We start from the raw sequence: 24,550 nt of genomic DNA, 5'->3' as shown, positions 1-24,550 counted from the left end.
ATTGACGTGTTCTTTGAACTGGTTGAGCTGTTGCTCGAAAGTCTGCTTGAGCAAATTGATCTTTTTTATTTAAGAAATCTAAATAGAAAAAATCAGATAACTTCTCACGTTTTTGTTCGTATTTATTGCACAAATCATATCTATATTTCAAAGGAGTTATATAATTTAGTGCTCACAACCAATTTTAAAATCATCCATGCAATCGTTACTTTTTAAAACGGCGCTAAAAAGGCCAAATGGGGAAATAGTACCCGGAAGCATATTTACCTGCGATAACGGCGCTTTTGAATTTAAAGCTGCTAATGATCCTTCTTATCATTTCATTATTAAAAAAAATGAAAAATCTAACTGGTATTGGTTGGATGGAAGTAGCATATCTATAGACAGAATGATTGAATTAGGTGAAAAGATTGACGATTATTTGAAGTTGTAATGCTTCTTTTAGCCACTCTTTTTTAGTGATGGTATTTTAATTATATTGATCTATATGAACTTGTAAAAAATAAAAAGGCTTCTGCCAGAAAACAGGACTTAACAGCTGTTAAGGCACTGCAAAAAATAAAAAAGTTGTAAGTAAAGGTTTTTAACTCGTCGGTCTTTTGTTCAGTTCTAATAGCTGTACTGAATATCCTAAAGATCAATTATTCGAATAACTCGTAGCCTTTTCAAAATATCCGTCTTTTGTCGGCATAAAATAAAAAGAAACATTGGGGCTATCTTTCGGATATGCTTTAGGAACTGTAGCGGTTAGTTTGTAAATCTTGCCTAATTGGTCTCTTAACAAATAATCGTAAATGTATGAGGTTCCGTCGCTTTTGTTCCTAAGGCCGATAATCTTAAAGTCACGGCCACGAACATCGCTGATCGTAATATTCGTGCTGTTAAAGGTGATATCCACATCCGCTTTATCAAATTCTGAAACTTTTACAAATTCCATTTTATTATGATCGAAGGAAGATTGTTTTACATGCGAGTAATTGAAACTACCATCCGGAGGCCTTTGGGCAAAGCAAAATACAGGCAGTAAAAACAGTATGAGTGATAAAATTTTCATAACAGCTTCCTCTTTGGTTTGCTAAACATACTTCTTTTACCGGCATAAAAAAAGCTTCCGGTTTCCTATAAGTTTTTTTGTTTAGACAACTTCATCCGGATTTAATTAAGAAAAATCAAACTTAGAAAACATATTCGTAAAAAAATTAACAAACTTATTTGGATGCATATCAACCACTGTATCATATACTGGTGCTTCCATTAAAGTACTTTTAATCATTTCTTCTCCAACTTTTGGAAAAAGATATTTTTGCACTTGTTCCCAATCAACGTATGCCCTGCTGCTCAACTCACTGTTCATTAATGGGCAACCCAAAGCGGCATCATCAATATAAATATTTGCATAAATTTTAGGAGATTTAGAATGTAAGTACTGCCTCGGATTACTGTTTACACCAAATAGCGGAATATCATGACAGTTTAAGTAAGCTACCGCTTCAGCTAAACGCTTTCCAGTTCTCATCGTAATTAAAACAATTTTTCCACCCTCGTTAGTAACCCGTTTTAATGTTTCAATGCAATATGGTATATCTTTACCAATTTTCGGAAATTCGTGTGTAACCACAGTTCCGTCAAAATCTAATCCGATAGTAACTCCTTTATAAAACATCATTTAGTTTTATCTTACTTATACTGATTTAAGCTTACAGGGTTCTTTAATTCGGCAATAATCTTACTTGTAAAAATCCATTTTCTGTTACCACTACTTATAGTTTAAATTTTATAATATTATTTAAAATATTTTTTGCGCTTTTATTTGTAATTATTTATTTTAGTATAACCTTAAACCTTATTGCTTTATGAAAAAGTTCCTTCTTTTTTTACTGCTATTTTTGGTTGTTGCCGGCATAGCAGGTTTTAGTTATTTAAAATTTGCATTACCATATGCAGAGCCTGTTTCCGATCTTAAAATTACCGCAACACCTGAACGGATCGAGCGGGGCAAATACCTGACAAATCATGTAATGCTTTGTACGGATTGCCATTCTACACGAAATATTGATTTATATGCTGCGCCAGTAATACCGGGCACAGAAGGTAAAGGCGGAGAAAGATTTGACCATCAGTTTGGTTTTCCCGGTGAATATATTTCACCTAATATTACCCCAAAACATTTAAGTAGTTGGACAGATGGTGAAATTTTCAGAACGTTAACTACCGGTGTTAACAAATACGGTAAAGCACTTTTCCCGGTAATGCCCTACTTGGCTTATGGAAAGATCGACCGGGAAGATATTTATGATGTGATTGCGTACATCCGGACACTTAAACCAATTGATAGCGAACAGCCTGCTTCCAAAAGTGATTTTCCGATGAGCTTAATCATCAACACTATTCCGCAGAAAGCAAGTTTTACTACCAAACCTGCCAAAACAGATACAGTAGCTTACGGCCGTTACCTGATAACTGCTGCCGCTTGTACTGACTGCCACACGCCACAGGAAAAAGGTAAACAAATTGAAGGAATGACTTATGCCGGCGGAATGAAATTTCAATTTCCGGATGTAACTATCCAATCTGCTAATATTACGCCTGATAAAACAACAGGAATTGGTAACTGGACCGAACAGCAATTTGTAAGCAAATTTAAATCGTATGACCCTGCTACACATCCTCCTCGCCGGGTAGGCGCAGGTGAGATGAAAACACCAATGCCCTGGACCAGGTTTGCCGGAATGGATACAACAGATTTAAAAGCAATTTACCAGTATTTGAGAACTGTTAAAGCAGTTAATCACCCAACAGAAAGAATGGTTGTAACTAAGGCAGAGTAATTTCTGATGAAAGGATAAAAGCAGGTAAAAATTAACTTTTATCCTTTCAGACTATAACTCTTTGATATATTCCAAAAATCGGTTTAAAGCTTCCTTTTTATCATCTGTTAAATTAAAATCTAACTTATGATAAAGATAATCGCGCAAATCAAAACCGGCATACGAAGGAAGTTCTGCAAGAACATTTTCCCTTGCATCCAAACCTGCTTTTAAGGCTGTATTAAATGCTTTCATAAATTCCGGATTGATTGGTTTATTGGCAATCCAGGCTGCAAACACAAAAGGTAAACCTGTTAATTTTTGCCAGGTTTCAGCCAGGTCATAAACGTAAGGAAACTGGTTCTTCTTACCGAAAGTGCGGTCGCCAATTTGTACAAATGCTGTTTTTATATCGATAGATTTAGCATAATCAGCAGCATTGATAATTTGTTGCGGATTAACTTTCCAATAGTTTTTCAGCAGCACTTTTGCCAGGTTATTTGATGACCTGGACTCTGGGTCTAACTGAATAATATTTGCTTCTTCTATCGGACAATTACTAAAAATAAATACAGAATTTACTGCGCCTATGGCTCCGATACAATAATCAGAAACAATCTGCCAATATGGCAAGTTTAAGATCGCGGCAACTGGTATTAATCCTATATCTACCTTATTATCAATTAGTTTTTGTGCGCAATCTGAAGGAGTATCTAAGCTTAAATCTATTTGATTTTGGATTGGGTTGTGTTGTAAACCGTAAATAAAGGGCTTGGTATTGGTATAACTAACTGCGGAAACGCGAATACGGGAAGTCAAAATATAATTAATTATGATAGAAGAAATTGCCCTGATAAATAATATTTATAAAATAACACTCAAAAATAATAAGGGTAAATTCAGTGTGTTACAATAAGTATTTTAAGTGGTCGGTGTTGTTAAAATCCTCAATATGGAATTTTTCGCCATCAAAATTAACGCGGTATAAAGTAGTGTTCCGGTGAGGATAATTATCCATCTCGGTTAATGGACGATTATTTAAAAGACAAAGCAAAAGGCGCATTGCCCTGCCGTGCATGCAAATTAATACTGTCGTTTCTTCCGGATGGCCCATAATTTCTTTCATAGCTTCTTTTTGCCTTTCCTGCACCTCGTTGGGGCTTTCGCCATTCTCAAAACGCACGTCCAGGTCACCATCTTTCCAGCTTTGCATAATTTTTTTAAACCTGCCGCGGGTTTCTTCGCTTACCGCTTTGCCTTCATAATCGCCCCAAGCCATTTCATCCAAACCGGCCAACTGCTGCCAGGGAATACCACTATCTATAAAATGTTTAACAGTTTGGTTGGTGCGTTTTAAGGTAGATGTATAAATTTTATCGAAAGGAACGTTTTTGTAAGCCTTGTAAAATGCTTCGCCCTGTTTCCGGCCCGTATCGTTTAAATCAGTATTCATGCCACGGCCTTGTACAATTCCTGCTTTGTTCAGGTCGGTTTCACCATGCCGGATGATGTAAAGTGTTTTTTTAGTCATTAAAAGAAGTATATGTAGAAAGCGGTTTTTGTTTAAGCGGCTTAGCTTAATTCAAGACCGGCAATTTATAAAATTTTGGCTTTACATCTTCCTCAAACTGGTAATCCTGATAATTGGTTACCACATTATATAATGTATCCCGTTCAATTGGTTCGCGGCCAACTTGTTTAATCAGCTCCACCAGTTCCTTAGTACTCATACCCGGGTGCTTTTCTTCTGCACCTGCCATAGAATAAATTTTGGTAGTGTCATCCAAAGTTCCGTCAATATCATCCACACCAAAATTTAAGGAAAGTTGTGCTGTATTCCGGCTGATCATCGCCCAGTAAGCTTTAATATGATCGAAATTATCTAAGTAAATACGGGCAATAGCATAATTCCGAAGGTCTTCAATCACGGTGGATTCAGGAACGTTAGACATTTGGTTGTCCTGGTTACGGAATTTGAGCGGAATAAAAGTCTGAAAACCACCAGTTTTATCCTGCAACTGCCTTAACCTTTCCATGTGGTCAACTCTGTGCCAGAACTTCTCAATATGTCCGTAAAGCATTGTAGCGTTTGATTTTCCGCCCAGTTTGTGCCATTCTTCATGAATTGCAAGCCATTGGTCTGCCGTGCATTTATCTTTCGCAATCAGTTCACGTACTTTCGGATGAAAAATTTCTGCGCCACCTCCTGGAATAGATTGCAAGCCAGCTTCCATCATCAGTTTCATTCCTTCAGCATAACTTATTTTTGCTTTTTTGAAGATATAATGATATTCTACCGGTGTTAACGCTTTAATATGGAGATCCGGCCTGTGATTTCTAATCCGCTGGAACAGTTCAACATAAAACGGAACGTCGTATTGAGGCAAAACGCCACCAACAATATGAACTTCTGTAACTGGTTGATTATCGTATTTTTTAACGATGTCAAACATTTCGTCCATCGTATATTCCCAGCCTTCCGAACGCTGTTTTAACAAGCGGGAATAAGAACAGAATTTACAGTCGTAAACACAAAGATTAGTAGGTTCAATATGAAAATTACGATTAAAAAAAGTTTTATCGCCATGCCGTTTTTCACGGATATAATTGGCCAGCATGCCCAGATAAGGCAACTCGCCATATTCGTATAAAAAAACGCCCTCTTCAAACGTAATGCGTTCATTTTGAAGAATTTTTGCAGCAATTTGTTGATGTTGTGGAGAAAGCCCCGGGTTGTTTAACAAACCTTCTATAGAATCAGGCATAACAGTAATTATTTCTGCAAAAATACTATAAAAACTATTAACTGTTTGCCATGCAAAACTAATGTAAGTTGCAACATGCTTCTTTTATGCCTGTTTTTACATCAGGTTGATAGAAACAGGAATGGAAAAAACATATCAAATTATTTATAAATTAACTGCTATTTGTTTTAATATTTACATGTTTGCATTTATAGTTTTTTAGGTGATAAAAGAAGCATGAAGATCGAAACCATTGCCATCCACGCAGGTAACCAGATTGATGAGGGAAACAAAGCTGTAATCCAGCCAATTACTTTATCTACAACTTTTGAACGGGCTGAAGATGGTTCTTATCCTTCGGGATATATTTATAGCAGAAGCAATAACCCGAACAGGAACTCACTGGAAAATGTTCTGGCAAAATTAGAAAATGGGGCTGCCGCTGCTGCTTTTTCAGCAGGCAATGCAGCCGGGATGACTGTTTTCCAATCGCTTGAACCCGGCAGCCATCTTATTTGTCCGGATGATATGTACCATGGTTTGCGCAATCAGTTAAAGCAGGTTTTTAATAAGACATTAGAATTTGATTTTATTGATCTGGGTAATTTAGATCTTGTTGCAGCAAGCATCAAACCAAATACAAAACTGATCTGGATAGAAACACCATCCAATCCGCTTTTAAAAATAACTGATCTAACAGCTATTGTAGCCATTGCCAAAAAAACATCGGTAAAAACAGTATGCGATAATACCTTTGCCACACCAATTTTACAAAGGCCGCTGGATTTAGGCGCAGATCTGGTTATGCACTCTACAACAAAATACCTGGGCGGGCACAGCGATGTTTTAGGTGGGGCATTAATTGCCCGTGAAGCCGACGAATGGTGGTTAAAACTAAAACAAATACAAGAAATGGGCGGTGCAATCCCCTCTCCTTTTGATTGTTATATGACAGTTAGAGGGATTAAAACGCTTCCGTACCGCATGAAAGGACATGTAGAAAATGCAACAAAACTGGCTGCTTTTCTGGAAAGCCATCCAATGGTTGAGCGGGTTTTTTATCCTGGGTTTGCCTCTCATCCTCAACACGAAATTGTAAAAAAGCAAATGTTTGCCGGTGGCGGAATGCTGTCATTTCTGGTAAAAGGTAATGCACAAACAACGCGGGATGTAGTAAACCAGGTGAAAATTTTTACGCAGGCAACCAGTTTAGGTGGCGTGGAAAGCTTAATTGAACACCGTGCTTCAGTAGAAGGACCTGATAGCAAAACGCCCCAGAACCTGCTGCGTGTATCTGTTGGATTAGAAAACGCAGATGATTTGATAGAGGATTTAGCAGCTGCACTTCAACCAATATCAAACTAAAAAGGAATAAAATTTGGAAAAATTACTTTTCTGCTCCTATATTTGAAACATTATTTGGTAGCGATACCTGCTTAATCAAACCTTTTACAGGCTTTGGTTTATAAAGAAGTGGCGAGAGATCAGGCTCTGAAACCCACTGGCAACCCTCCTTTATTGGAGAAGGTGCCAATTCCTGGCCCGGAAAATAACCCCGGGAAATATAAATTTTTAATAATATGTATAAAAAAAGCTTTTGTTCCCCTTTTCAAAGTAATCTTATAAATAACCAAATTGGTTTTTGCGCTGATGTTTTTTGTATGTATAGGTGTTGTTAAAGCAACCTATATACTACTTCAACAACATTTAATTACAGCTAATTTAGCAGCTATTTATTCATCATTAAACTTCTTTAAAAAAAATTAATATGGCAATCCAAACACCTAAATTTGAAACGTTGCAACTTCATGCAGGCCAGGAAGTTGATCCAACAACCGGTTCTCGTGCCGTCCCTATTTACCAGACTACATCTTACGTATTTAACAGTTCTGAGCATGGTGCAAACCTTTTTGCATTGAAAGAGTTTGGGAACATTTATACACGGATCATGAACCCGACAACGGATGTTTTTGAAAAACGTGTTGCAGCACTGGAAGGCGGTGTAGCTGCTTTAGCAACTTCGTCTGGACAGGCGGCTCAGTTTATTGCCTTAAACAACATTCTTCAAATAGGGGACAATTTTGTGTCTTCTCCTTTTTTATATGGCGGAAGTTATAATCAGTTTAAAGTAGCTTTTAAGCGATTGGGGGTTGAAGCCCGTTTTGCTAAAGATGACACCGCAGAAAGCCTTGAGAAATTAATAGATAATCAAACCAAAGCAATATATCTGGAAACGATTGGTAACCCTGAATTTAATATTCCTGATTTTGATAAAATTTCTGCATTGGCTAAAAAATATGATCTGCCCCTTATTGTTGATAATACTTTTGGGGCGGGCGGCTATTTATTCAGGCCCATTGAGCACGGAGCCGATATTGTTGTAGAATCTGCAACGAAATGGATTGGTGGCCATGGAACAAGCATTGGCGGTGTAATTATAGATAGTGGAAACTATAACTGGGGCAACGGTAAATTTCCGCAATTTTCTGAACCGGCAGAAGGTTATCATGGAATAATCTTCTCTGATATTTTTGGTGTGAACAGTTCTATGGGCAATATTCAATTTATTATCCGTGCACGGGTAGAAGGTTTACGTGATTTTGGCCCTTCCCAGTCTCCTTTTAATTCCTTTTTAATGCTTCAGGGAATTGAAACACTTTCATTACGTGTACAGAGGCACGTAGAAAATGCTTTGGAACTTGCCACCTGGCTGGAAGCACATCCGCAGGTAGAGAAAGTAAATTATCCCGGATTAAAATCTTCCCCTTATTATGAACTGGCCAAAAAATATTTAAAAAATGGTTTTGGCGCTGTTTTATCTTTTCAAATCAGAGGCGAAAAAGAAAATGCCACACAGTTTGTAGATCAATTAAAATTAGTAAGCCATTTGGCCAATGTTGGCGATACCAAAACTTTAATTATTCAGCCCTCAGCAACTACCCACCAGCAATTATCAGACGAGGAACAATTTGCTGCCGGTGTAAAGCCCAATGCTTTACGTGTTGCTGTTGGCATAGAACATATTGATGATATTAAAGCTGATTTTGAACAAGCTTTTTCAAAAATTACACAGCTAAAACCAGAATTAGCTTAAAGCTTTCAGATCAGCAGTTTCTATGGCTACTGCTGATCTTTATTTTTTCTATTTGTTAAAGCCGATGTGGTCTTGCTGATGAGCTTAAAAAAATTTATTCATACTGATTTGTTTTATCTGGAATCCGGTAAAAAGCTGCCTGCTTTAGAAATTGCTTATCATACTTTTGGAAACCGGAGTACATATAAAAATAATATTGTATGGGTTTGTCATGCCCTCACAGCAAATTCGGATGTTATAGATTGGTGGCCGGGTTTATTTGGAGAAAAAGCGATATTTAACCCGGAAGAGCATTTTATTATTTGCGCAAATATTGTAGGTTCTGCTTATGGAACAACCAACCCATTAAGCATTGACGCTAAAAATGACGAACCATACTATCTTTCTTTTCCGGAAATTACTATTCGTGATATGGTTAAGGCCCATCAACTGCTTGCTGCACATTTAAAAATTGATCAGATAGATGTACTGATAGGCGGATCATTGGGCGGACAACAAGCTTTAGAATGGGCTGTTTCTGAACCGGAAAAAATAAACCAGTTAATTATTCTGGCCAGCAATGCCAGGCATTCTCCCTGGGGAATTGCGTTTAATGAATCGCAGCGTTTGTGTTTAACTGCGGACCCTACATTTTATAAAAGTCAGCCAAACGGCGGAAATGCAGGGCTAAAAGCAGCACGGAGTTTGGCATTGCTATCCTACCGTAGTTATAAAACTTATGCTGTAACACAATCAGAAGATGATCTGCAGAAAAAAGGGTCTTTCAATGCCGCATCCTATCAGAATTACCAGGGCCAAAAATTGGTTAACCGTTTTAACGCTTACAGTTACTGGTATTTAACCAAGGCAATGGACAGCCATAATGTAGCTCGAAACCGCGTAAGTTTAGAAAATGCTTTAGGCAGGGTTAAAGCACGCAGCCTGATTATTGCTATCGCTTCAGATATTTTATTTCCACCAGAAGAACAACGGTTTCTTTCGAGGCATATTCCGGATGCTTCTTTTGCTGAGGTAGAATCCCTTTTTGGCCATGATGGCTTTTTAATAGAAACAGAAGCTTTAAGTAAGATTATTAAATCTTTTTTAATACAACAAGTTACAGAAAAATTGACTACGCCATTTCGTACGGCTTGATAACATGAGTAAAAAAATAAATATTGGCCTGTTTGGCTTTGGTGTAGTTGGCCAGGGATTATATGATATTATCAAAACCAAAAACCTTAACCTGGAAATTGTTCGTTTTGTAATTAAAAATCCGAATAAAAAACGTTCGTTACCGCAAGAACTTTTTTCTACCGATAAAAACAGCATTCTTCAAAACCCCGAAATTAATACAGTAGTAGAGTTAATTAACGATACGGAAGCAGCTTTTGAGATCGTTTCTGCTGCCCTCAAGGCCGGAAAAAATGTGGTTTCGGCCAGTAAAAAAATGATTGCCCTGCACTTATCAGAACTGATCGACCTGCAGCATCAGTACGGTACTTCCTTGCTTTACGAAGGCGCGGTTTGCGGAAGTATTCCGATTATACGTAACCTGGAAGAATATTATGACAATGAGTTGCTGCATTCTATTTACGGTATTTTTAATGGTTCATCCAACTACATCCTTTCCAAAGGGTTTAACGATGGCCTGGATTATCCTACCGCTTTAAAACAGGCGCAGGAATTAGGTTTTGCAGAAACAGACCCAACGATGGATGTTGGTGGTTTTGATGCCAAATTCAAATTAGTGATTGCAGCATATCATGCGTATGGAATTGTGGTAAAACCGGAAGAAGTTTTTAATTTGGGCATCGAAAACTTATCTGTACAAGATATTCAATATGCTAAAGAGAAGGAATTGAAAATCAAGCTTGTACCTTATGCAAAAAAGTTAAATAACCAACAGGTTGCCCTGTATGTACTTCCCCGTTTCATTGATAAAAAAGAGTTGCTTTATAATGTTGATTACGAATATAACGGGGTGATTGTCCAGGCTGCTTTTGCAGATCAGCAATTCTTTTTTGGCAAAGGTGCAGGTGGACATCCTACTGGTTCGGCCGTGCTTTCCGATATTACGGCCTTGCGTTACGATTATCATTATGAATATAAAAAAGCAGCAGCAACAGATGGTTTACAATTTACCAATGATATTGAATTAGACATTTACATGCGTTACCATAATGAAGATCTCATTAAGGAATTGAACTTTGAACATGTTGCCGAAAGATTTTATTCAGACCGTTTTAAATTTATTACAGGAACAATCAAATTAAAAAATCTGATTGTTAACCAGCATCGTATATCTCAAAACAAAGCTTTTATAGCAGTTAATAACCCGAGGGTTTCTTCCAGGTAAATAACATTGCATTAAAAGCGCTGATACAAGTTTTGTAGTAGATTTCTTTTATCAGTTTAAAAGAGGGCCCCTGGTCAGGGCCTTCTTTTTTTTAGCCTTGGCTATAGGCTAAGCGTTAAAATGTTCAACATTTTTTTTATGTTTGTAACAATAGCATTACTTATAGCAATACATGCCCTCTGTGTTAAACTTCCTTTTACAAAAAAAAACCGCCCTGTTTTTGTGGTTCGGCTTAAGTTTTTTTGCAGTAATAAAACAGGCATTCAGCCACCATTATAATAATTACCTCATTTATAAATTTACCTTTTTTAATGTAATCCATCAGCATAATTTATATCTGCCACAACCAGAACATTTTTTAGATGTAAACCATTACGGCCCTCTTTTCGCCTTATTTATTGCGCCATTTGTCTGGCTTCCAGATCCGGTTGCTGTAGTGTTATGGGTGATGTTTAATGCTTATATATTATTTGTAGCTATTAATCATCTTCCTTTAGTTAATCAACATAAAATTATCATCTTATTGCTTTGCGCCCACGAGTTAATGACTGCTTCTTTTAGCGTGCAGTTTAATCCATGTATGGCTGCTATTATTTTGTTAAGCTTTATTCTGATCAGGCAGAAAAAAGATTTCTGGGCGGCCTGCCTGATTATTTTAGGAACGTTTATTAAACTTTATGGCATTGTCGGGCTTGCCTTTTTCTTTTTTTCAGATCATAAATTAAAACTGATTTTGAGTTTAATTTTCTGGTCGGTGGCATTTTTCGTTTTGCCAATGCTCCTGTCTTCACCTGCTTTCATTATTCAAACTTATCGTGATTGGCTAAAAGTGCTTATAGAAAAAGATGCCGAAAACGCAGCATCAGTTATGCAGGATATTTCTGTAATGGGCTTAATACGCCGTATATTTCATCTGCCTAAAATTTCTGACGGCATTGTTCTGCTTCCTGCTTTAGCTGTTTTTGGCTCTTCTTATCTTTTCATTAAAAAATATAACGAACTGCCATACCAGTTACTTATCCTAAGTTCTACACTGTTATTCACGGTTTTATTTAGTTCCGGTTCCGAATCTCCGACTTACATAATTGCTTTTGCAGGTGTTGCTATTTGGTTTGTTAATTTGCCAAAACCTGTAACACCTTTGCAGATTGCTTTATTGGTTTTTGCATTTATCCTAACCAGTTTATCACCTTCTGATATTTTTCCGAAAAGCATAAAAAACGAATATATCGTAAAATATTCCCTAAAAGCGTTGCCCTGTTTATTGGTTTGGTTAACTGTTATTTATGAAACCTGGACAAGAAACATGAAAGATCAAACAGAAAAAACAGAATTAGCAGTATGAAGAGATTAGTTTCTATCGTAGTCCCTTCTTTTAATGAGGAAGGAAATGTTGAAACGCTGGCCATGCGCCTGATTTCTGTTTTTGAAAACCTACCTTATCAGTTTGAAGTGATTTTTGTAGATGATGGCAGTTCAGATCATACTTTAAATAAACTAAAAAAACTTTCCAGCATTGGCAATCATTTTTTTTACTTAGAACTTTCCCGCAATTTTGGTCATCAAAATGCTTTAAAAGCCGGTTATGACCATGCTTCCGGCGATTGTGTAATATGCATGGACAGCGATTTGCAACATCCTCCAGAACTGATCCCTCAGTTTTTGGAAAAGTGGGAAGAAGGTTACGATGTGGTTTATACCACACGGGAATATGCTGATGAAGCTACTTTTTTTAAGCGTAAAACTTCTGATATTTATTACCGTATCATCAATTCCATATCAGATACAAAGCTGGAAAAGGGCATGGCTGATTTTCGTTTAATTGACCGCAAAGTGGTAAATGTACTTGCCCAAATGCCGGAAAATGGCTTATTTATGCGCGGGTTGATCCGTTGGCTGGGCTTTCGTCAGTTTGCTATCAATTATGTTTGCGACCCTCGTTTTTCCGGTAAAAGTAAATACACCTTTAAACGCATGGTCCATTTTGCTGTTGAAGGTGTAACAGCATTCAGTGTCAGGCCTTTAAATATTGCTATTGGCATCGGGTTGTTTTTTGCTATGGCTGCCATTTTGTATATTCCGTATATTTTAATCAGTTATTTTTCAGGTCATGTGGTTTCCGGCTGGGCTTCTTTATTAGCTACAGTTGTATTTTTTGGCGGTGTACAACTGATGGTTTTAGGCATTATCGGCTTGTATTTGGGTAAATTGTTTATGCAAGCCAAACAGCGTCCTAATTATATTGTACGTTCTTCTAACTTAGTAAAACTAAACCATGATCCTGTTAAGCTTTGACATTGAAGAATTTGATATGCCTTTTGAATATGGCAAAACCATTTCTTTTGAAGACCAGTTATCAATTTCTACCGAGGGGACCGGAAAAATTTTATCCCTGTTAAAACAGCATCAAATTAAAGCTACCTTTTACTGTACCGCTAATTACGCTTTAAATAAACCTGATATAATTGCGGAAATAGTAGCCAACGGACATGAAATTGCTTCGCATGGCTATTACCATTCAGATTTTAAGGTTGAACATTTAAGGCAGTCAAAAGAAGTATTGGAGCAGTTAACAGGCAAAAAAGTTTCAGGATACCGAATGGCACGGATGATGCCGGTAGATGAAAAAGAAATTTTTCAGGCAGGATATGTTTACAATTCGTCTATCAATCCAACGTTCCTTCCCGGCAGGTACAACAATTTAAAAAAACCGCGTACCTGGTTTTATCAGGACAAGGTTTTACAACTGCCATCTTCTGTTACACCTACCGTACGCTTTCCTTTATTTTGGCTAACTTTTCATAACCTGCCGCTTGGTTTAATTAAATGGATGTGTAACCGTACTTATAAAAAAGATGGTTATTTAAACTTGTATTTTCATCCCTGGGAATTTACTAATTTAAACCAACCGGAACGCTTTAATTTCCCCAGCTACGTGATGAAAAATACAGGCAATCATTTTGCAGACAGAATTTCTAATTTTATTGCATGGGCAAAAAGTAAAAACTATTTATTTGGGACAACAGAAGAATTTGTAAAAACAATAAAATAGTAATAAAACTTTTTTAATCGACCAGAAAATAGTTTATTACTATCTATACTTTACTACCTCCTTTTATTACTTTTTTTATTTTTTTAAGTATCGCCTCTGCAATTAGCAGGCCTTCTTCATCTTCAATAATAAATTTGCCGTTAATTCCCGGCCCGGATAATTGTATTTCATACCTGTCAGATTTTAGGGTGATAAAAGAAGCATCAGCGCTATCGGGTTTTTCATCCTTTTCAACAGGCTTCGAAAGAACAACAGGTTCCACATTATTAACAGTTTCGGAAGAAGTTTTATTGGGGGTAACTTCCTGGTCTTCTTCAACAACCACATTACCGTTTAATAAACCATACGCTTTTAAGCCTTCTATAAAATAACCGGCAACACGCCCAGCAGTATTTTCTTCTACCCCAAATTCACGGATCAGTATTTTATCCAGCATTTCGGTTGGTAATTCCCGCCCTTTAAACCTTTCAAAAAGGATAGAAAATACCTGCGGCACTAAAAAAGCTTTTCTCAATAAAGCCAGTCGCTCACTATTGGTATAAGAATGCTTGATTAGTTTATATTCCGACGAGGTAGTAATAATACCTTTTTCAAAACTTACCAGCTGAAATTTTTGAGCAGAAGATATAATCACCATAAAACCGCCGCTTACCTTCCGCTGCATTTTTTGTGCGCAATTTTCAACAGAACAACTTCCCCCCAAAGCATCTACAGCATCTGCTAATGTAAAAGCTTTTTGAAATGAAGCTAAAGGATAGTTTAAATTTTTAGGCATACTAGCAAAATAGTTAAAACAAAGGTATAAATAGTTTAAATACTATTTTTGATTTTAAAATAGTAATAGATGGCTTTTTTGATTATTTAAGCCCTCTGTAGAAATTTACTTTCTTTTCCTTCACAATTCTTACTTTTATAAAGAGATTTTAAAAGTAATAGGATGTGCCGTTTATTCCAGAAAACAATAGTTGCTATTATGTTGATTGCTTTTACCGCAGCCGGGTGTTCTAAGCAACAGTATCGCGCCAGAAGTAAGCATTATCCGCACGATGTTCCCCAAAAACATTAAACCTGCTGCTGTTTTTATGTTTCGTGTTTAAACAAATATTTGTTGCCGCTGTTAGGCTGAAAAAATATTAGATGAACAAAAACAGGCTCGAAGCTTTTTCTGACGGCGTATTTGCCATTGCCATTACCCTGCTGATCTTAAATGTAAAAGTACCCGATAAACAGAATATTAATAACGGGCAACTAAACCATATCCTTATTTCTGCTGCACCAAAACTGCTAAGTTTTGGGTTTAGTTTTTTGGTAATTGGTGTTTTTTGGGTTGCCCATCACCGGATTTTTAGTTTTGTAAAAGTAGTAAATACACCATTGCTTTGGCTGAACATTCTTTACCTGATGTTTATTGCGCTGGTTCCGTTTCCGGCTTCTATCCTGGCAGACAACTTTTTTTTAACGAGTACCATTTTACTTTATACCGGAACCTTATTTACAATATCGATGCTGAATTTCAGCATCCTGGAATATATCATCAAAAATGAAACTTTAAAACATGAAGCACTTACGAAAGAAGTATATCGTTCAGTTATTAAAACGGCTATTATAGGCCCTGTTTGTTATGTGCTTGCAGCAGTGACTTGTTTTATCAGCGTTTATATAAGCTTGTTTTTTATGACATGTGCACTGATTTTTTACATCTTTTTCTCGGGCAATAACATCATGAGCAAAATATTAATTGATGTAGCAAAGGAAGATGTCGGCTGAATTGCTTCCGTTCAGGTTATTGCACATCTATATTTACTGATGGTACTGATTAGGAAAGCAGCAAATTTTTTGCCGGTAAAAAAAGCATTATATACTTCTTTTACCATCCCAATTCTCTAAATAATCCGATACTTTTTTAAGGAACATACCGCCAAGTGCGCCATCAACAATCCGGTGATCGTAAGAGAGCGATAAATACATCAGGTGCCGGATTGCAATCATATCGCCAGATCCGGTTTCGATAACTGCCGGTTTTTTCTTGATTACGCCAATAGCCAGGATTGCTGCCTGCGGCTGGTTAATAATTGGCGTACCCATAATGTTTCCGAAAGAACCAATATTGGTAATGGTGAAGGTGCCGTCTTTCACCTCATCAGGCTGTAGTTTATTGTTCCGGGCACGTTGGGCAAGATGATTTACAGCTTTGGTTAGCCCTAAAAGATTCAGTGTATCTGCATTTTTAATCACCGGAACAATCAAATTTCCGTTTGGCAAAGCAGTAGCCATACCAATGTTAATATTTTTTTTTCGGATGATCTGCGTTCCGTTTACCGATACATTTACCATCGGCATATCTTTTAAAGCTTTGGCAACAGCTTCCACAAAAATTGGTGTAAAAGTAATTTTCTCGCCTTCGCGCTTTTCAAAAGCAGCTTTGTATTTTTCGCGCCATTGCACTAAATTGGTTACATCAGCTTCAATAAAAGAAGTTACATGCGGCGAAGTTTGCTTGCTGATGACCATGTGGTCTGCAATCAACTTACGCATTCTGTCCATTTCGAAAATTTCATCCCCTGCAGAAACAGCAGCATGAGTTGATTTACTTTCTGCTTGCGGCCTTTCAATAGGTTTTGTGGTGGAAGCCGGATTTGCAGGCGCAGATTTTTCAGACTGATCTGTTGATTGTGGTGCTGATTTTTTGTTTTGAAGATAATCCAGCAGGTCGTCTTTGGTTAACCTTCCTTCGGAACCGCTGCCCGGAATTTGGTCCAATTCTTCCTGACTGATGCCTTCCTGCCCGGCAATACTCCTGACCAAAGGCGAATAAAAACGAATACTATCTTTTACAGGTGTTGGTGTTGCGGGTTTTGGCTGTAAAATTTCTAATCCCGGAATTGCTTGCGGCAATGCTTCTTTTACCGGTGTTTTTTCTGGTTGTGCGGTTACCGGCGGCGTTGCCGGTTGTGCTGCAACGGTTGTACTTTTTTCAACTTCAGTTTCTATCAGTGCAATTACCGATCCTACCTGCGCAACTTCATCTTCTTTAAATAATAACTCGGATAGTTTCCCTTTTACGGGCGAAGAAACTTCAGAATCAACTTTATCTGTTGCAATTTCTACCACGGCATCATCCGGCTCAATCATTTCGCCAGGTACTTTCAGCCATTTAATGATGGTAGCTTCTGCAACGCTTTCGCCCATTCTCGGCAGTAGTAATTCGTATAAAGCCATTATTTGTATTTGGTCGGATAAAATTACGTTTTATTGTTGGTTATGCAATTGGTTCGCGCAGCAGTTTAAGCAAATCTCCCATGGCTGTTATTGCCGTGCGCTCGATATTCTGGATGCGTTTATTACCGAAAACATATTTTTTAGCAATTGTTTTATCTTTTCTGGCCACGCCAATCCAAACTGTACCAACTGGTTTTTCGGGTGTTCCGCCATCCGGGCCGGCAATTCCGGTTACAGCAATGGCATAATCCGAAGAAAAATTTCTTAAAGCACCTTCTACCATTTCGCGTACGGTTTCTTCACTTACCGCGCCTGTTTCCCACAAGGTATCGCTGTTTACGCCTAACATTTTTTCTTTCATCTCATACGAATAAGAAACTGCACCGCCCACAAAAACACTGGAAGCGCCGGGCTGACTGGTAAATAAATGGGCAATATAACCGCCGGTACAGCTTTCGGCTAAAGATAAGGTTTGCTTATTTTTTGCCATTAAAAGAAGTATGGCTTTTTCCAGCGGGATATCTTCTGTTGCAGCTACGGTAGAACCTAATCGTTCTGTGAGTTTTTTAGTTTGAAGAGCAAGTTCCTGCTGCATTTTTTCTTCGTCATCTCCATAAGCACTTAAACGCAAACGTACTGTTCCTAATTTTGGCAGGTAAGCTAATTTGATTTGTGGCGGAAGCTGGTCTTCAATGTCTGCAATCCGTTCGGCTAAAAAAGATTCGCCTTCGCCAACGGTTAATATTGTTTGATGCCAAATTTTTGGCAGGTTAAAAGAAGCTTTCAGTTTTGGCAATACCAGGTCTTCCATCAAATACATCATCTCGTGCGGTACGCCGGGCATCGAAACATAAACCTTTCCGTTTTCCTGAAACCACATGCCGGGCGCTGTTCCGTTTTTGTTCAGCAAAACCTCGCAGTTTTCCGGAACGTCAGCCTGGCGAATATTTACATCTAATAAAGGACGATTGAAACGGGCAAAAATACGGGCAACATTGTCCAGCGTTTCCTGGTCGCGCTTCATCCCAACCTTAAAATATTCGGCCAAAGTAGTTTTGGTAATATCGTCTTTCGTTGGTCCAAGTCCGCCGGTAATTAAAATTACATCTGCCCTTTCGGATGCTTCTTTTATGGCAGTTAAAATATGTTTGCGGTTATCAGAAACCGATGAAATTTGTTTAACACGGATTCCGGCAGCGTTTAATTGTTGTGCCATCCAGGCCGAATTGCTATCTATAATTTGTCCGATCAGGATTTCATCTCCAATCGTGATAATTTCTGCTAACATTTTTAATAGTTGTTGTAGTAATCCTTCCGCTTGTTCAGCTTCAGCGTTTGCAAAATGCTTGCTTTAACCCTCAAATCAACACTATAATACTTGTAATAACCAAACGGAATCCATTGAAAAGCTAAATCCCAGCAATGCAAATCGCGGTAAATGGACAAGGATGTTGTGCTGATTTTGTTTAAGCGAAAATCGTAACCAGAAGTGTATTGCAATTTCCATTTAGGTGTTACGTTAAAATCGCCGTTAATATTTACGGCATTGTTAACGGTTGTAGATATACCGCTGTTAGTGTAAGTAAAGTTATAGTTAAAGGAAACATTCCAGGGAATATTAAAATCAACAAATGCATTTGGGTCCCGGTTGATCATGGCAAGCTGGCCGGCCTGTTGCTGGTTCATGCCCTGCAAGGTATTGGCAGTATTTTGTGCATGTTGCTGGCTTTGGTTTTTAATGGTGTTTGAGTTAAGGCTGAAGTTTGTTGAAAGCGAAAAAGCGGTTAAACGCGGCAATTTGCCTGATTCTAATGTATATTGATTTATCCGCCTGGCATATTTAACAATTTGGCCATTACTAATTGAATCTTTAATGATAGTGGTATAAGGATCAAATATTCCGCTAAAATTGATTCCGAGTTTTTGATTGAACAAAGCGGTACGGCCGGAAACACTAATGGGCGAAAGCTTCATGGAATCGGCAACGAAATTATAAAAGGTTGAAAAAGAAAGCCCTTGTAAAATAGGAACCTTTCGGTCGGTATTGGTTGTATCGGTACTTTTTGCCCTTACTTTTGCTTCAATTGTATTATCAACGCTTAAAGCTAACCCAGCTGATCTTCCTCCAGACGGGCCCTGATAAAGCGAATTAGCAAAAATAGAATACCTCGTTAAAGAATAAGGATAAGGGATGGCCGGGTTGCTCACCACATTTTGGTAATAGCCGTAAGAATTATTGTTATAATCCGGCCGGTACTGGAAACTGAGCGAAGGTGTCATGGTATGGCGGATTGCTTTCAATCTTCCTCCCTTAAAATTTACCGTTCCGTATAATTTGGTAGATAAACCTGTGCTTAGATTGTAAGTCCCTGCACGCCTGAACCCGGGAACAGTATCTGTTACTAAAGAATCAACGCCAGAAGTATTACCTCTTGTATAACGCTGCCTGATCGTTTGTAAATAATCTACCTCAGAATAATTTACACTCGAACTAAATTGAAAGTATTTGAGAACATTCAGGCTTAAACTAACCGGAATATTTTGCTGAAAACCATTTTGAAACCTTTTAAAAATGGTTTTAGTTAAAAACTGAGATTCTGGAATTGCAGTAACGCGATTATCGCCTGTTAAGGTATATTGAACGTTGATCCTTTGGTACCATTTCTGCTCGCCTACACGGTTCTTAGAATCAAACGGATTGATGCTGGCCATATTAAAGGTAAAGCTGGGCAAATCTAAAGTAATGGTTTTGGAAGATAATTCCTGGCTATGGTTGGCACTTGCGGTAAAGTTAAAAGGCGTGCCTGCCCAGGTTTTACTGTAGGCAATACTGGAACGTAAATTATTTTGTGTTAAAGCAGTTAAATTATAATTAACTGTACTGGCATTATTGGTATAATAGGTAGATGTACCTGCATTAACAGAAGCGCTGAAAGTAGTTCCGGGATTTGCATTTGGGTTTTGCGTGTGCGACCAGCGGATGTTAAAATCTTTTGCTGCCGGATCTGTTGCCAAGCCATATTTGTGGTAACCATAACTCAAAACCAAGTTGCCCGAATATTTATAACGGTCAAAATATCGCGCATCGCTGCTTAATTCAAAAGAACCTTTGGAATAAATGGAGCCGTAATTGGTTAAATCAAACTTATCGCCAAAACCCATATAATAACCAAAGTTGCGCAGGTTAAAGCCAAGCGTTGCATCTTCCCCGAAAGTTGGTAAAATAATACCTGAAGTCCTTTTATCAGGTTTGGGGAAAAACCCGAAAGGAATGGCAATTGGAAGAGGCACACCTTCAATTTCCAAATAAGCTGGACCGGAAATGATCTGGTTCTTTTCGGCAATACCTTTTGTTATGACAATACCAAAATGTGTATCCGGATAAGGCAGGTCGCAAGTGCTAAAAAGTATATTACGGTAGGCAATTTCTGTTTCGTTCAGTTTTTTTGCCTGTCCGCCCGAGATATAGTTGCCTTCTTGTTCAGAATAAGCCTGGTAAATTTTTGCTTTTTTAGTAGTATAATCAAAAACCAAAGAATCAGCCGTAACAGGGCTTTCATTTTTTTGCTTCAGAATTGGCCTGCCGGCATAACGTTTAGTTTTGGGGTTAACAATACCTTTAGCATAAGCTAAATGGTTTTTTTGATCTAATTTGATGTAATCTGCATCAAGGGCAGCATCTTCATAAGTAATGCGGGCGCGGCCATATAAATAAACAATATTATTTTTATGATCTGTAATGATAGAATCTTCAGCAGCGTATTTAACGGTAGAACCTAACCCATTTTTCGATTTTGAAGTGGTATCTGCTTTAGATGCTGTTTTTACACCTGTTTTTTTTGCAGTCGTTTTTCCTTTCACTTTTCCTATTGCCCGAACGGTAGTGTCATGCTGTAGAAGTACCCTGTCCTGCCTTCTTGATGAATCCAGGTGGATAATGGTATCGTTTATCAGTAACTTATATTTTTTGGCTATCCGGGTAACTGAGAAAGAAAAAGCTGAAAAAAAACAAATTGTGACGAGTAGTAAAGGAAAAAGAAGCTTTATAAATCTCAAAATCGATTTTGAATATTATTTTTGTAAATTATGTTGTTTACGGTCTCAAAATTAATGAAAAATAGAACATTGAAAAGGCTCATTTATTGTTTCCCAATTTTAATACTTTTTATTACTACTACTTCTTTTATAGAGGAAAAACCGGTAAAAAAAGACACTACCGAAAATCGCCGGTTTAAACTAAAAACAATTGTTGTTGATGCCGGGCACGGCGGCCGCAGGGCCGGTGCTGCCGGTTCTTTTTCTCTCGAAAAAGATGTAACGCTTGCCATCGCATTTAAGTTACAAAAAGCGATACAAAAGGAAATGAGCGATATTAAAGTGGTGATGACACGGACCAACGGCGAGGATGTGGAATGGCAGAAAAGATCAGACATTGCAAACGAAAACAAGGGCAACCTTTTTATTTCCATACATTGCAACTCTTTGCCCGATAAAGTTGTTACCGTACGTGGAAAAAGGACAAGAGTGCCGGACCGTTCCAGCCGTGGTGTTTTAGTATTGGTTTACGGGTTTCACCGCACAAAGGAAGAAGAAAAAGCCATAAGGGAAAACTTACTTGATGATAAGGAAGCCAAGGAAATGAACAGCGGTTTTGACCCCAATGACCCTACCTCGATGATTTTGTTAAACGCATATAAAAATAAATATCGTAAACAAAGTATCCGTTTTGCTGATTTGGTTAATAATGAATTTGTACAAACAGATGGCCGGCCAAGCGGCGGTGTAATTGAACAGGGCGTTTTGGTTTTATGTCATAGCGCTATGCCATCTGTATTAATTGAAACCGGTTTTATTAACAATCCTGAAGACGAAAAATATTTGAACTCTGAAGCAGGACAGGAAGAAATAGTAAATTCTATTGTTCGTGCAATTGTTAAGTACCGAAAGGAAAATGAATAACTATTAAATAGAATTAATTTAAACATTACATTTTGAAAGTATCTAACGAAACCAAAATTGGCGCACTTACGGCCGTTGCTATTACTGTACTTGTTTTAGGCTATAATTTTTTGCGTGGCAATGATATCCTGTCCAGGGAACAAAAATTTTATGCTACCTATAGCCATGTTGATGGCTTAAATATTTCAAAACCGGTGCTGGTAAATGGTTTTCAGATTGGCCGTGTTTCTGATATGAAGTTGCAGCCAAGCGGCAGAACAGTTGTTGAATTTAAGATTAATAAAGACTATCCTATTCCGCAAAACTCTGTTGCCCGTTTAATGAGTACAGATTTATTAGGAAATAAAGCGATTGAGTTTGAATTAGGCAACAGTGCCGTTTATGCTGAAAACAAGGATACTTTAAGGTCTAACGTAGAAAGAAGCTTAGCCGAAACAGTACAGCCGGTACAGAAAAAAGCAGAGAATATTATTGCTAAAATGGATTCGCTTTTAACTTCTGTAAACACTATCCTGAACCCATCTTTCCAAAAAAACGTTGATCGCTCTTTTAAAAGCATTGCTAATACGTTGGCAACAATTGAGGGGACTACAAAAAAAGTTGATGGGCTGGTTGGTTCTGAAGGCGGACGTATTGGCAAAATCCTGGCTAATTTCGAGTCTATCTCTAATAACCTCCGTAATAACAATGAACATATTTCGCACATCGTTTCTAATTTCGATCAATTAAGTAACCAGGTTGCCAAAACAAATATCCAGGAAACTTTAACCAATGCCAACAAAGCGATAAGCGATTTGCAAGTGGCTATCAATAAAATAAATACTGGTAAGGGTTCAATTAGCTTATTATTGAATGATGACAAGCTATATAACAATTTAAATAATTCTGCTGCCGATCTGGATAAATTAATGCAGGACCTGAAAGCCAATCCTAAAAGATACGTAAGCTTTTCGATATTTGGCGGAAAGAAAAATGATTGATAAAAGAAGTATCAGATCGTAAATACTTTACCTTCTATGGCCAGGTCGGTTTCTTTAAAAACGGACCTGGCTTCTTCCAGTAAACCATCTAACGTTTTATAGCGGGCAGAAAAATGGCCTATTAAGAGCTTTTTTACACCTGTTTTAAACGCAATTTCACCGGCTTGTAATGCTGTTGTATGATAAGTTTCTTGTGCCCTTGCTAATAAATCGTGCATAAAAGTAGCTTCATGATAAAGTAAATCAACATCCTCAATTTGCGGCAGATAAGCTTCCCCAGCTAACGTATCAGAACAATAGGCATAACTTTTAGGGTCTTCCGGTTTAATTGTTAATACAGAATTAGGAACCCTTTCGCCATTTTCGTTTACAAAATCTTCTCCTTGTTTCAGCTTTAAAAACTGGTTACGTCCAACCTGATAGTGTTCTAATTGGGTTGCATTCAGTTTTAGGAGGTTTTTTTTTTGACTAAATAAAAATCCGGTACAAGGAATTCGATGATTTAGAATGATGGTTTGAACAATGATATCCTTGTTTTCGAAAATAACTTCTGTTTCCGTGTTTTTCAACGGATGAAAAATCAGTTCGTAGTTCAGCTTGGTCCACGAACATTCTAAATTTATATCGATAATCTTTTTTAGGTCTGGCGGCCCAAAAATATGCATTGGTTTTTTACGTCCGTTTAAATGCATGGATGAAAGCAGCCCGATTAAACCGAGGTAATGGTCGCCGTGTAAATGGCTGATAAAAATATGGTCTATTTTACCCGGCTTTACATCAAAACGCAGCATTTGTTGCTGGGTACCTTCGCCGCAGTCAATTAAATAAAACCGTTCGTTGATGTTTAATGCTTGTGAAGTTGGATTTCTGTTATAAATAGGTGTTGCAGAGCTGCTACCTAATATCGTTACATCAAATCTCATTTCGCAGGCGGAAACCGATTATTTTATTTCTTTTTTAAGGTCTTTTTCAATTTCTTCCATAAAAACCAAATCAATTGCTTCTTCCGGTGTATTTACGATAGAGAGCACATTTTCTAACTGAGAAATAGAGATTAAACGTGCAACAGACTCACTTAAACCTGTTAATATAAAACCTCCATCAGCATTTTTACAGATACGATGGCCAACTAACAGGCTACTCAAGCCGGATGAATCTGCAAATTTAACCATTGATAAGTCAAGAATAATATTGCGTTGCCCGTCCGTATTCATCAAAATCAACTCAGATTTAAGCTGCGGTGAAATCAAAGAGTTAAGTTTTGATTCGTTTAACTTAATCAGAACATATTTTTCATGTTTATCTACCGTAAATTTCATATAATTTAATATTAATAGTTAAAGATAGAATAATTTCG

The 24,550-nt window shown here is 37.6% G+C and carries 23 protein-coding genes and 1 riboswitch; of the genes, 12 read left to right on the top strand and 11 right to left on the bottom strand.

What is annotated here, in order from left to right; translation table 11 throughout:
• The first annotated feature begins 196 nt into the window (after positions 1–196).
• A complete protein-coding gene (locus GO621_RS10695; RefSeq protein ID WP_157566846.1) occupies positions 197–433 on the top strand; it encodes a hypothetical protein in 237 nt (78 codons plus the stop codon).
• Positions 434–637: 204 nt separating this feature from the next.
• Here GO621_RS10695 and GO621_RS10690 read toward each other — a convergent pair whose 3' ends face one another.
• Positions 638–1,054: a hypothetical protein gene (locus tag GO621_RS10690; RefSeq protein ID WP_157566844.1), complete on the bottom strand. Its 417-nt coding sequence runs from the start codon at positions 1,052–1,054 to the stop codon at positions 638–640.
• A 105-nt stretch (positions 1,055–1,159) separates the two neighbouring features.
• Positions 1,160–1,666 (bottom strand): hypothetical protein, encoded by a 507-nt coding sequence (locus GO621_RS10685; protein WP_198170211.1) that lies wholly within the window; start codon positions 1,664–1,666, stop codon positions 1,160–1,162.
• Between the two features lie 187 nt (positions 1,667–1,853).
• On the opposite strand from GO621_RS10685, the gene GO621_RS10680 reads away from it, so the two are divergent.
• Positions 1,854–2,828 (top strand): c-type cytochrome, encoded by a 975-nt coding sequence (locus tag GO621_RS10680; RefSeq protein ID WP_157566842.1) that lies wholly within the window; start codon positions 1,854–1,856, stop codon positions 2,826–2,828.
• A 51-nt stretch (positions 2,829–2,879) separates the two neighbouring features.
• Here the strand turns inward: GO621_RS10680 and GO621_RS10675 are convergent, their stop codons facing one another.
• The 3 genes from GO621_RS10675 to mqnE form a co-directional block, all read right to left on the bottom strand.
• Positions 2,880–3,626, bottom strand: coding sequence for a menaquinone biosynthetic enzyme MqnA/MqnD family protein (locus GO621_RS10675; protein WP_157566840.1), 747 nt, complete (start codon positions 3,624–3,626; stop codon positions 2,880–2,882).
• An 88-nt stretch (positions 3,627–3,714) separates the two neighbouring features.
• On the bottom strand, positions 3,715–4,338 hold the full coding sequence (locus tag GO621_RS10670; RefSeq protein ID WP_157566838.1) for a histidine phosphatase family protein: 624 nt from the start codon (positions 4,336–4,338) through the stop codon (positions 3,715–3,717).
• A 46-nt stretch (positions 4,339–4,384) separates the two neighbouring features.
• Entirely contained in the window at positions 4,385–5,572 is a 1,188-nt protein-coding gene (gene mqnE, locus GO621_RS10665) for an aminofutalosine synthase MqnE (protein WP_157566836.1), read from the bottom strand.
• 216 nt (positions 5,573–5,788) lie between these two features.
• Here mqnE and GO621_RS10660 point away from each other — a divergent pair, with 216 nt between their 5' ends.
• The 7 genes from GO621_RS10660 (at position 5,789) to GO621_RS10630 (ending at position 14,035) form a co-directional block, all read left to right on the top strand.
• The gene (locus GO621_RS10660; RefSeq protein ID WP_157566834.1) at positions 5,789–6,916 is read left to right on the top strand and encodes a trans-sulfuration enzyme family protein; all 1,128 of its coding nucleotides are present in this window, start codon (positions 5,789–5,791) and stop codon (positions 6,914–6,916) included.
• A 95-nt stretch (positions 6,917–7,011) separates the two neighbouring features.
• A riboswitch (SAM riboswitch) is annotated at positions 7,012–7,122 on the top strand.
• Positions 7,123–7,319: 197 nt separating this feature from the next.
• Positions 7,320–8,645 carry an O-acetylhomoserine aminocarboxypropyltransferase/cysteine synthase family protein gene (locus tag GO621_RS10655; RefSeq protein ID WP_157566832.1) on the top strand — a complete coding sequence of 442 codons (1,326 nt, stop codon included), beginning with the start codon at positions 7,320–7,322 and terminating at the stop codon, positions 8,643–8,645.
• 78 nt (positions 8,646–8,723) lie between these two features.
• Positions 8,724–9,779 (top strand): homoserine O-acetyltransferase family protein, encoded by a 1,056-nt coding sequence (locus GO621_RS10650; RefSeq protein ID WP_157566830.1) that lies wholly within the window; start codon positions 8,724–8,726, stop codon positions 9,777–9,779.
• Between the two features lie 4 nt (positions 9,780–9,783).
• Entirely contained in the window at positions 9,784–10,983 is a 1,200-nt protein-coding gene (locus GO621_RS10645) for a homoserine dehydrogenase (protein ID WP_157566828.1), read from the top strand.
• Positions 10,984–11,155: 172 nt separating this feature from the next.
• A complete protein-coding gene (locus GO621_RS10640) occupies positions 11,156–12,328 on the top strand; it encodes a glycosyltransferase family 87 protein (RefSeq protein ID WP_157566826.1) in 1,173 nt (390 codons plus the stop codon).
• The gene (locus GO621_RS10635) at positions 12,325–13,278 is read left to right on the top strand and encodes a glycosyltransferase family 2 protein (RefSeq protein ID WP_157566824.1); all 954 of its coding nucleotides are present in this window, start codon (positions 12,325–12,327) and stop codon (positions 13,276–13,278) included. Before GO621_RS10640 ends, GO621_RS10635 begins: the two co-directional genes overlap by 4 nt.
• The gene (locus GO621_RS10630; RefSeq protein ID WP_157566822.1) at positions 13,259–14,035 is read left to right on the top strand and encodes a polysaccharide deacetylase family protein; all 777 of its coding nucleotides are present in this window, start codon (positions 13,259–13,261) and stop codon (positions 14,033–14,035) included. The genes GO621_RS10635 and GO621_RS10630 overlap by 20 nt, the downstream gene beginning before the upstream one ends.
• A gap of 43 nt (positions 14,036–14,078) precedes the next feature.
• On the opposite strand, the gene GO621_RS10625 is transcribed toward GO621_RS10630, so the two are convergent.
• On the bottom strand, positions 14,079–14,810 hold the full coding sequence (locus tag GO621_RS10625; RefSeq protein ID WP_157566820.1) for a hypothetical protein: 732 nt from the start codon (positions 14,808–14,810) through the stop codon (positions 14,079–14,081).
• A gap of 362 nt (positions 14,811–15,172) precedes the next feature.
• Here GO621_RS10625 and GO621_RS10620 point away from each other — a divergent pair, with 362 nt between their 5' ends.
• Positions 15,173–15,802 carry a TMEM175 family protein gene (locus GO621_RS10620; protein WP_157566818.1) on the top strand — a complete coding sequence of 210 codons (630 nt, stop codon included), beginning with the start codon at positions 15,173–15,175 and terminating at the stop codon, positions 15,800–15,802.
• Between the two features lie 87 nt (positions 15,803–15,889).
• Here the strand turns inward: GO621_RS10620 and GO621_RS10615 are convergent, their stop codons facing one another.
• Genes GO621_RS10615 through GO621_RS10605 form a run of 3 tightly spaced genes read right to left on the bottom strand, consistent with a single transcriptional unit; the run spans position 15,890 to position 21,310 of the window.
• The gene (locus tag GO621_RS10615; protein ID WP_157566816.1) at positions 15,890–17,254 is read right to left on the bottom strand and encodes a dihydrolipoamide acetyltransferase family protein; all 1,365 of its coding nucleotides are present in this window, start codon (positions 17,252–17,254) and stop codon (positions 15,890–15,892) included.
• Positions 17,255–17,294: 40 nt separating this feature from the next.
• Positions 17,295–18,542: a competence/damage-inducible protein A gene (locus tag GO621_RS10610; RefSeq protein WP_157566814.1), complete on the bottom strand. Its 1,248-nt coding sequence runs from the start codon at positions 18,540–18,542 to the stop codon at positions 17,295–17,297.
• Positions 18,543–18,544: 2 nt separating this feature from the next.
• Positions 18,545–21,310 (bottom strand): putative LPS assembly protein LptD, encoded by a 2,766-nt coding sequence (locus GO621_RS10605; RefSeq protein WP_157566812.1) that lies wholly within the window; start codon positions 21,308–21,310, stop codon positions 18,545–18,547.
• A gap of 69 nt (positions 21,311–21,379) precedes the next feature.
• On the opposite strand from GO621_RS10605, the gene GO621_RS10600 reads away from it, so the two are divergent.
• Together GO621_RS10600 and GO621_RS10595 are read left to right on the top strand one after the other, a co-directional pair.
• Positions 21,380–22,213 carry an N-acetylmuramoyl-L-alanine amidase family protein gene (locus GO621_RS10600; protein ID WP_198170210.1) on the top strand — a complete coding sequence of 278 codons (834 nt, stop codon included), beginning with the start codon at positions 21,380–21,382 and terminating at the stop codon, positions 22,211–22,213.
• A gap of 32 nt (positions 22,214–22,245) precedes the next feature.
• Positions 22,246–23,193 carry an MlaD family protein gene (locus GO621_RS10595; protein WP_157566808.1) on the top strand — a complete coding sequence of 316 codons (948 nt, stop codon included), beginning with the start codon at positions 22,246–22,248 and terminating at the stop codon, positions 23,191–23,193.
• An 11-nt stretch (positions 23,194–23,204) separates the two neighbouring features.
• Here the strand turns inward: GO621_RS10595 and GO621_RS10590 are convergent, their stop codons facing one another.
• A complete protein-coding gene (locus tag GO621_RS10590; protein WP_157566806.1) occupies positions 23,205–24,116 on the bottom strand; it encodes a ribonuclease Z in 912 nt (303 codons plus the stop codon).
• 18 nt (positions 24,117–24,134) lie between these two features.
• Positions 24,135–24,512: an STAS domain-containing protein gene (locus tag GO621_RS10585; RefSeq protein WP_157566805.1), complete on the bottom strand. Its 378-nt coding sequence runs from the start codon at positions 24,510–24,512 to the stop codon at positions 24,135–24,137.
• Positions 24,513–24,550: the final 38 nt, after the last annotated feature.

The organism is Mucilaginibacter arboris (assembly GCF_009754915.1).
GTDB classification, from domain to species: Bacteria; Bacteroidota; Bacteroidia; order Sphingobacteriales; family Sphingobacteriaceae; genus Mucilaginibacter_A; species Mucilaginibacter_A arboris.
The sequence above is the reverse complement of the archived record's forward strand: the minus strand, read 5'-3'. Positions and strand labels throughout refer to the sequence as shown.

Excerpts from the sequence above, each read along its gene's own strand:
- GO621_RS10610 (WP_157566814.1), bottom strand. The coding sequence starts at position 18,542 with ATGTTAGCAGAAATTATCACGATTGGAGATGAAATCCTGATCGGACAA.
- GO621_RS10695 (WP_157566846.1), top strand. The coding sequence starts at position 197 with ATGCAATCGTTACTTTTTAAAACGGCGCTAAAAAGGCCAAATGGGGAA.
- GO621_RS10680 (WP_157566842.1), top strand. The coding sequence starts at position 1,854 with ATGAAAAAGTTCCTTCTTTTTTTACTGCTATTTTTGGTTGTTGCCGGC.
- GO621_RS10620 (WP_157566818.1), top strand. The coding sequence starts at position 15,173 with ATGAACAAAAACAGGCTCGAAGCTTTTTCTGACGGCGTATTTGCCATT.
- mqnE (WP_157566836.1), bottom strand. The coding sequence starts at position 5,572 with ATGCCTGATTCTATAGAAGGTTTGTTAAACAACCCGGGGCTTTCTCCA.
- GO621_RS10625 (WP_157566820.1), bottom strand. The coding sequence starts at position 14,810 with ATGCCTAAAAATTTAAACTATCCTTTAGCTTCATTTCAAAAAGCTTTT.
- GO621_RS10630 (WP_157566822.1), top strand. The coding sequence starts at position 13,259 with ATGATCCTGTTAAGCTTTGACATTGAAGAATTTGATATGCCTTTTGAA.
- GO621_RS10590 (WP_157566806.1), bottom strand. The coding sequence starts at position 24,116 with ATGAGATTTGATGTAACGATATTAGGTAGCAGCTCTGCAACACCTATT.
- GO621_RS10640 (WP_157566826.1), top strand. The coding sequence starts at position 11,156 with ATGCCCTCTGTGTTAAACTTCCTTTTACAAAAAAAAACCGCCCTGTTT.
- GO621_RS10645 (WP_157566828.1), top strand. The coding sequence starts at position 9,784 with ATGAGTAAAAAAATAAATATTGGCCTGTTTGGCTTTGGTGTAGTTGGC.
- GO621_RS10685 (WP_198170211.1), bottom strand. The coding sequence starts at position 1,666 with ATGATGTTTTATAAAGGAGTTACTATCGGATTAGATTTTGACGGAACT.
- GO621_RS10650 (WP_157566830.1), top strand. The coding sequence starts at position 8,724 with ATGAGCTTAAAAAAATTTATTCATACTGATTTGTTTTATCTGGAATCC.
- GO621_RS10690 (WP_157566844.1), bottom strand. The coding sequence starts at position 1,054 with ATGAAAATTTTATCACTCATACTGTTTTTACTGCCTGTATTTTGCTTT.
- GO621_RS10585 (WP_157566805.1), bottom strand. The coding sequence starts at position 24,512 with ATGAAATTTACGGTAGATAAACATGAAAAATATGTTCTGATTAAGTTA.
- GO621_RS10660 (WP_157566834.1), top strand. The coding sequence starts at position 5,789 with ATGAAGATCGAAACCATTGCCATCCACGCAGGTAACCAGATTGATGAG.
- GO621_RS10655 (WP_157566832.1), top strand. The coding sequence starts at position 7,320 with ATGGCAATCCAAACACCTAAATTTGAAACGTTGCAACTTCATGCAGGC.
- GO621_RS10615 (WP_157566816.1), bottom strand. The coding sequence starts at position 17,254 with ATGGCTTTATACGAATTACTACTGCCGAGAATGGGCGAAAGCGTTGCA.
- GO621_RS10670 (WP_157566838.1), bottom strand. The coding sequence starts at position 4,338 with ATGACTAAAAAAACACTTTACATCATCCGGCATGGTGAAACCGACCTG.
- GO621_RS10635 (WP_157566824.1), top strand. The coding sequence starts at position 12,325 with ATGAAGAGATTAGTTTCTATCGTAGTCCCTTCTTTTAATGAGGAAGGA.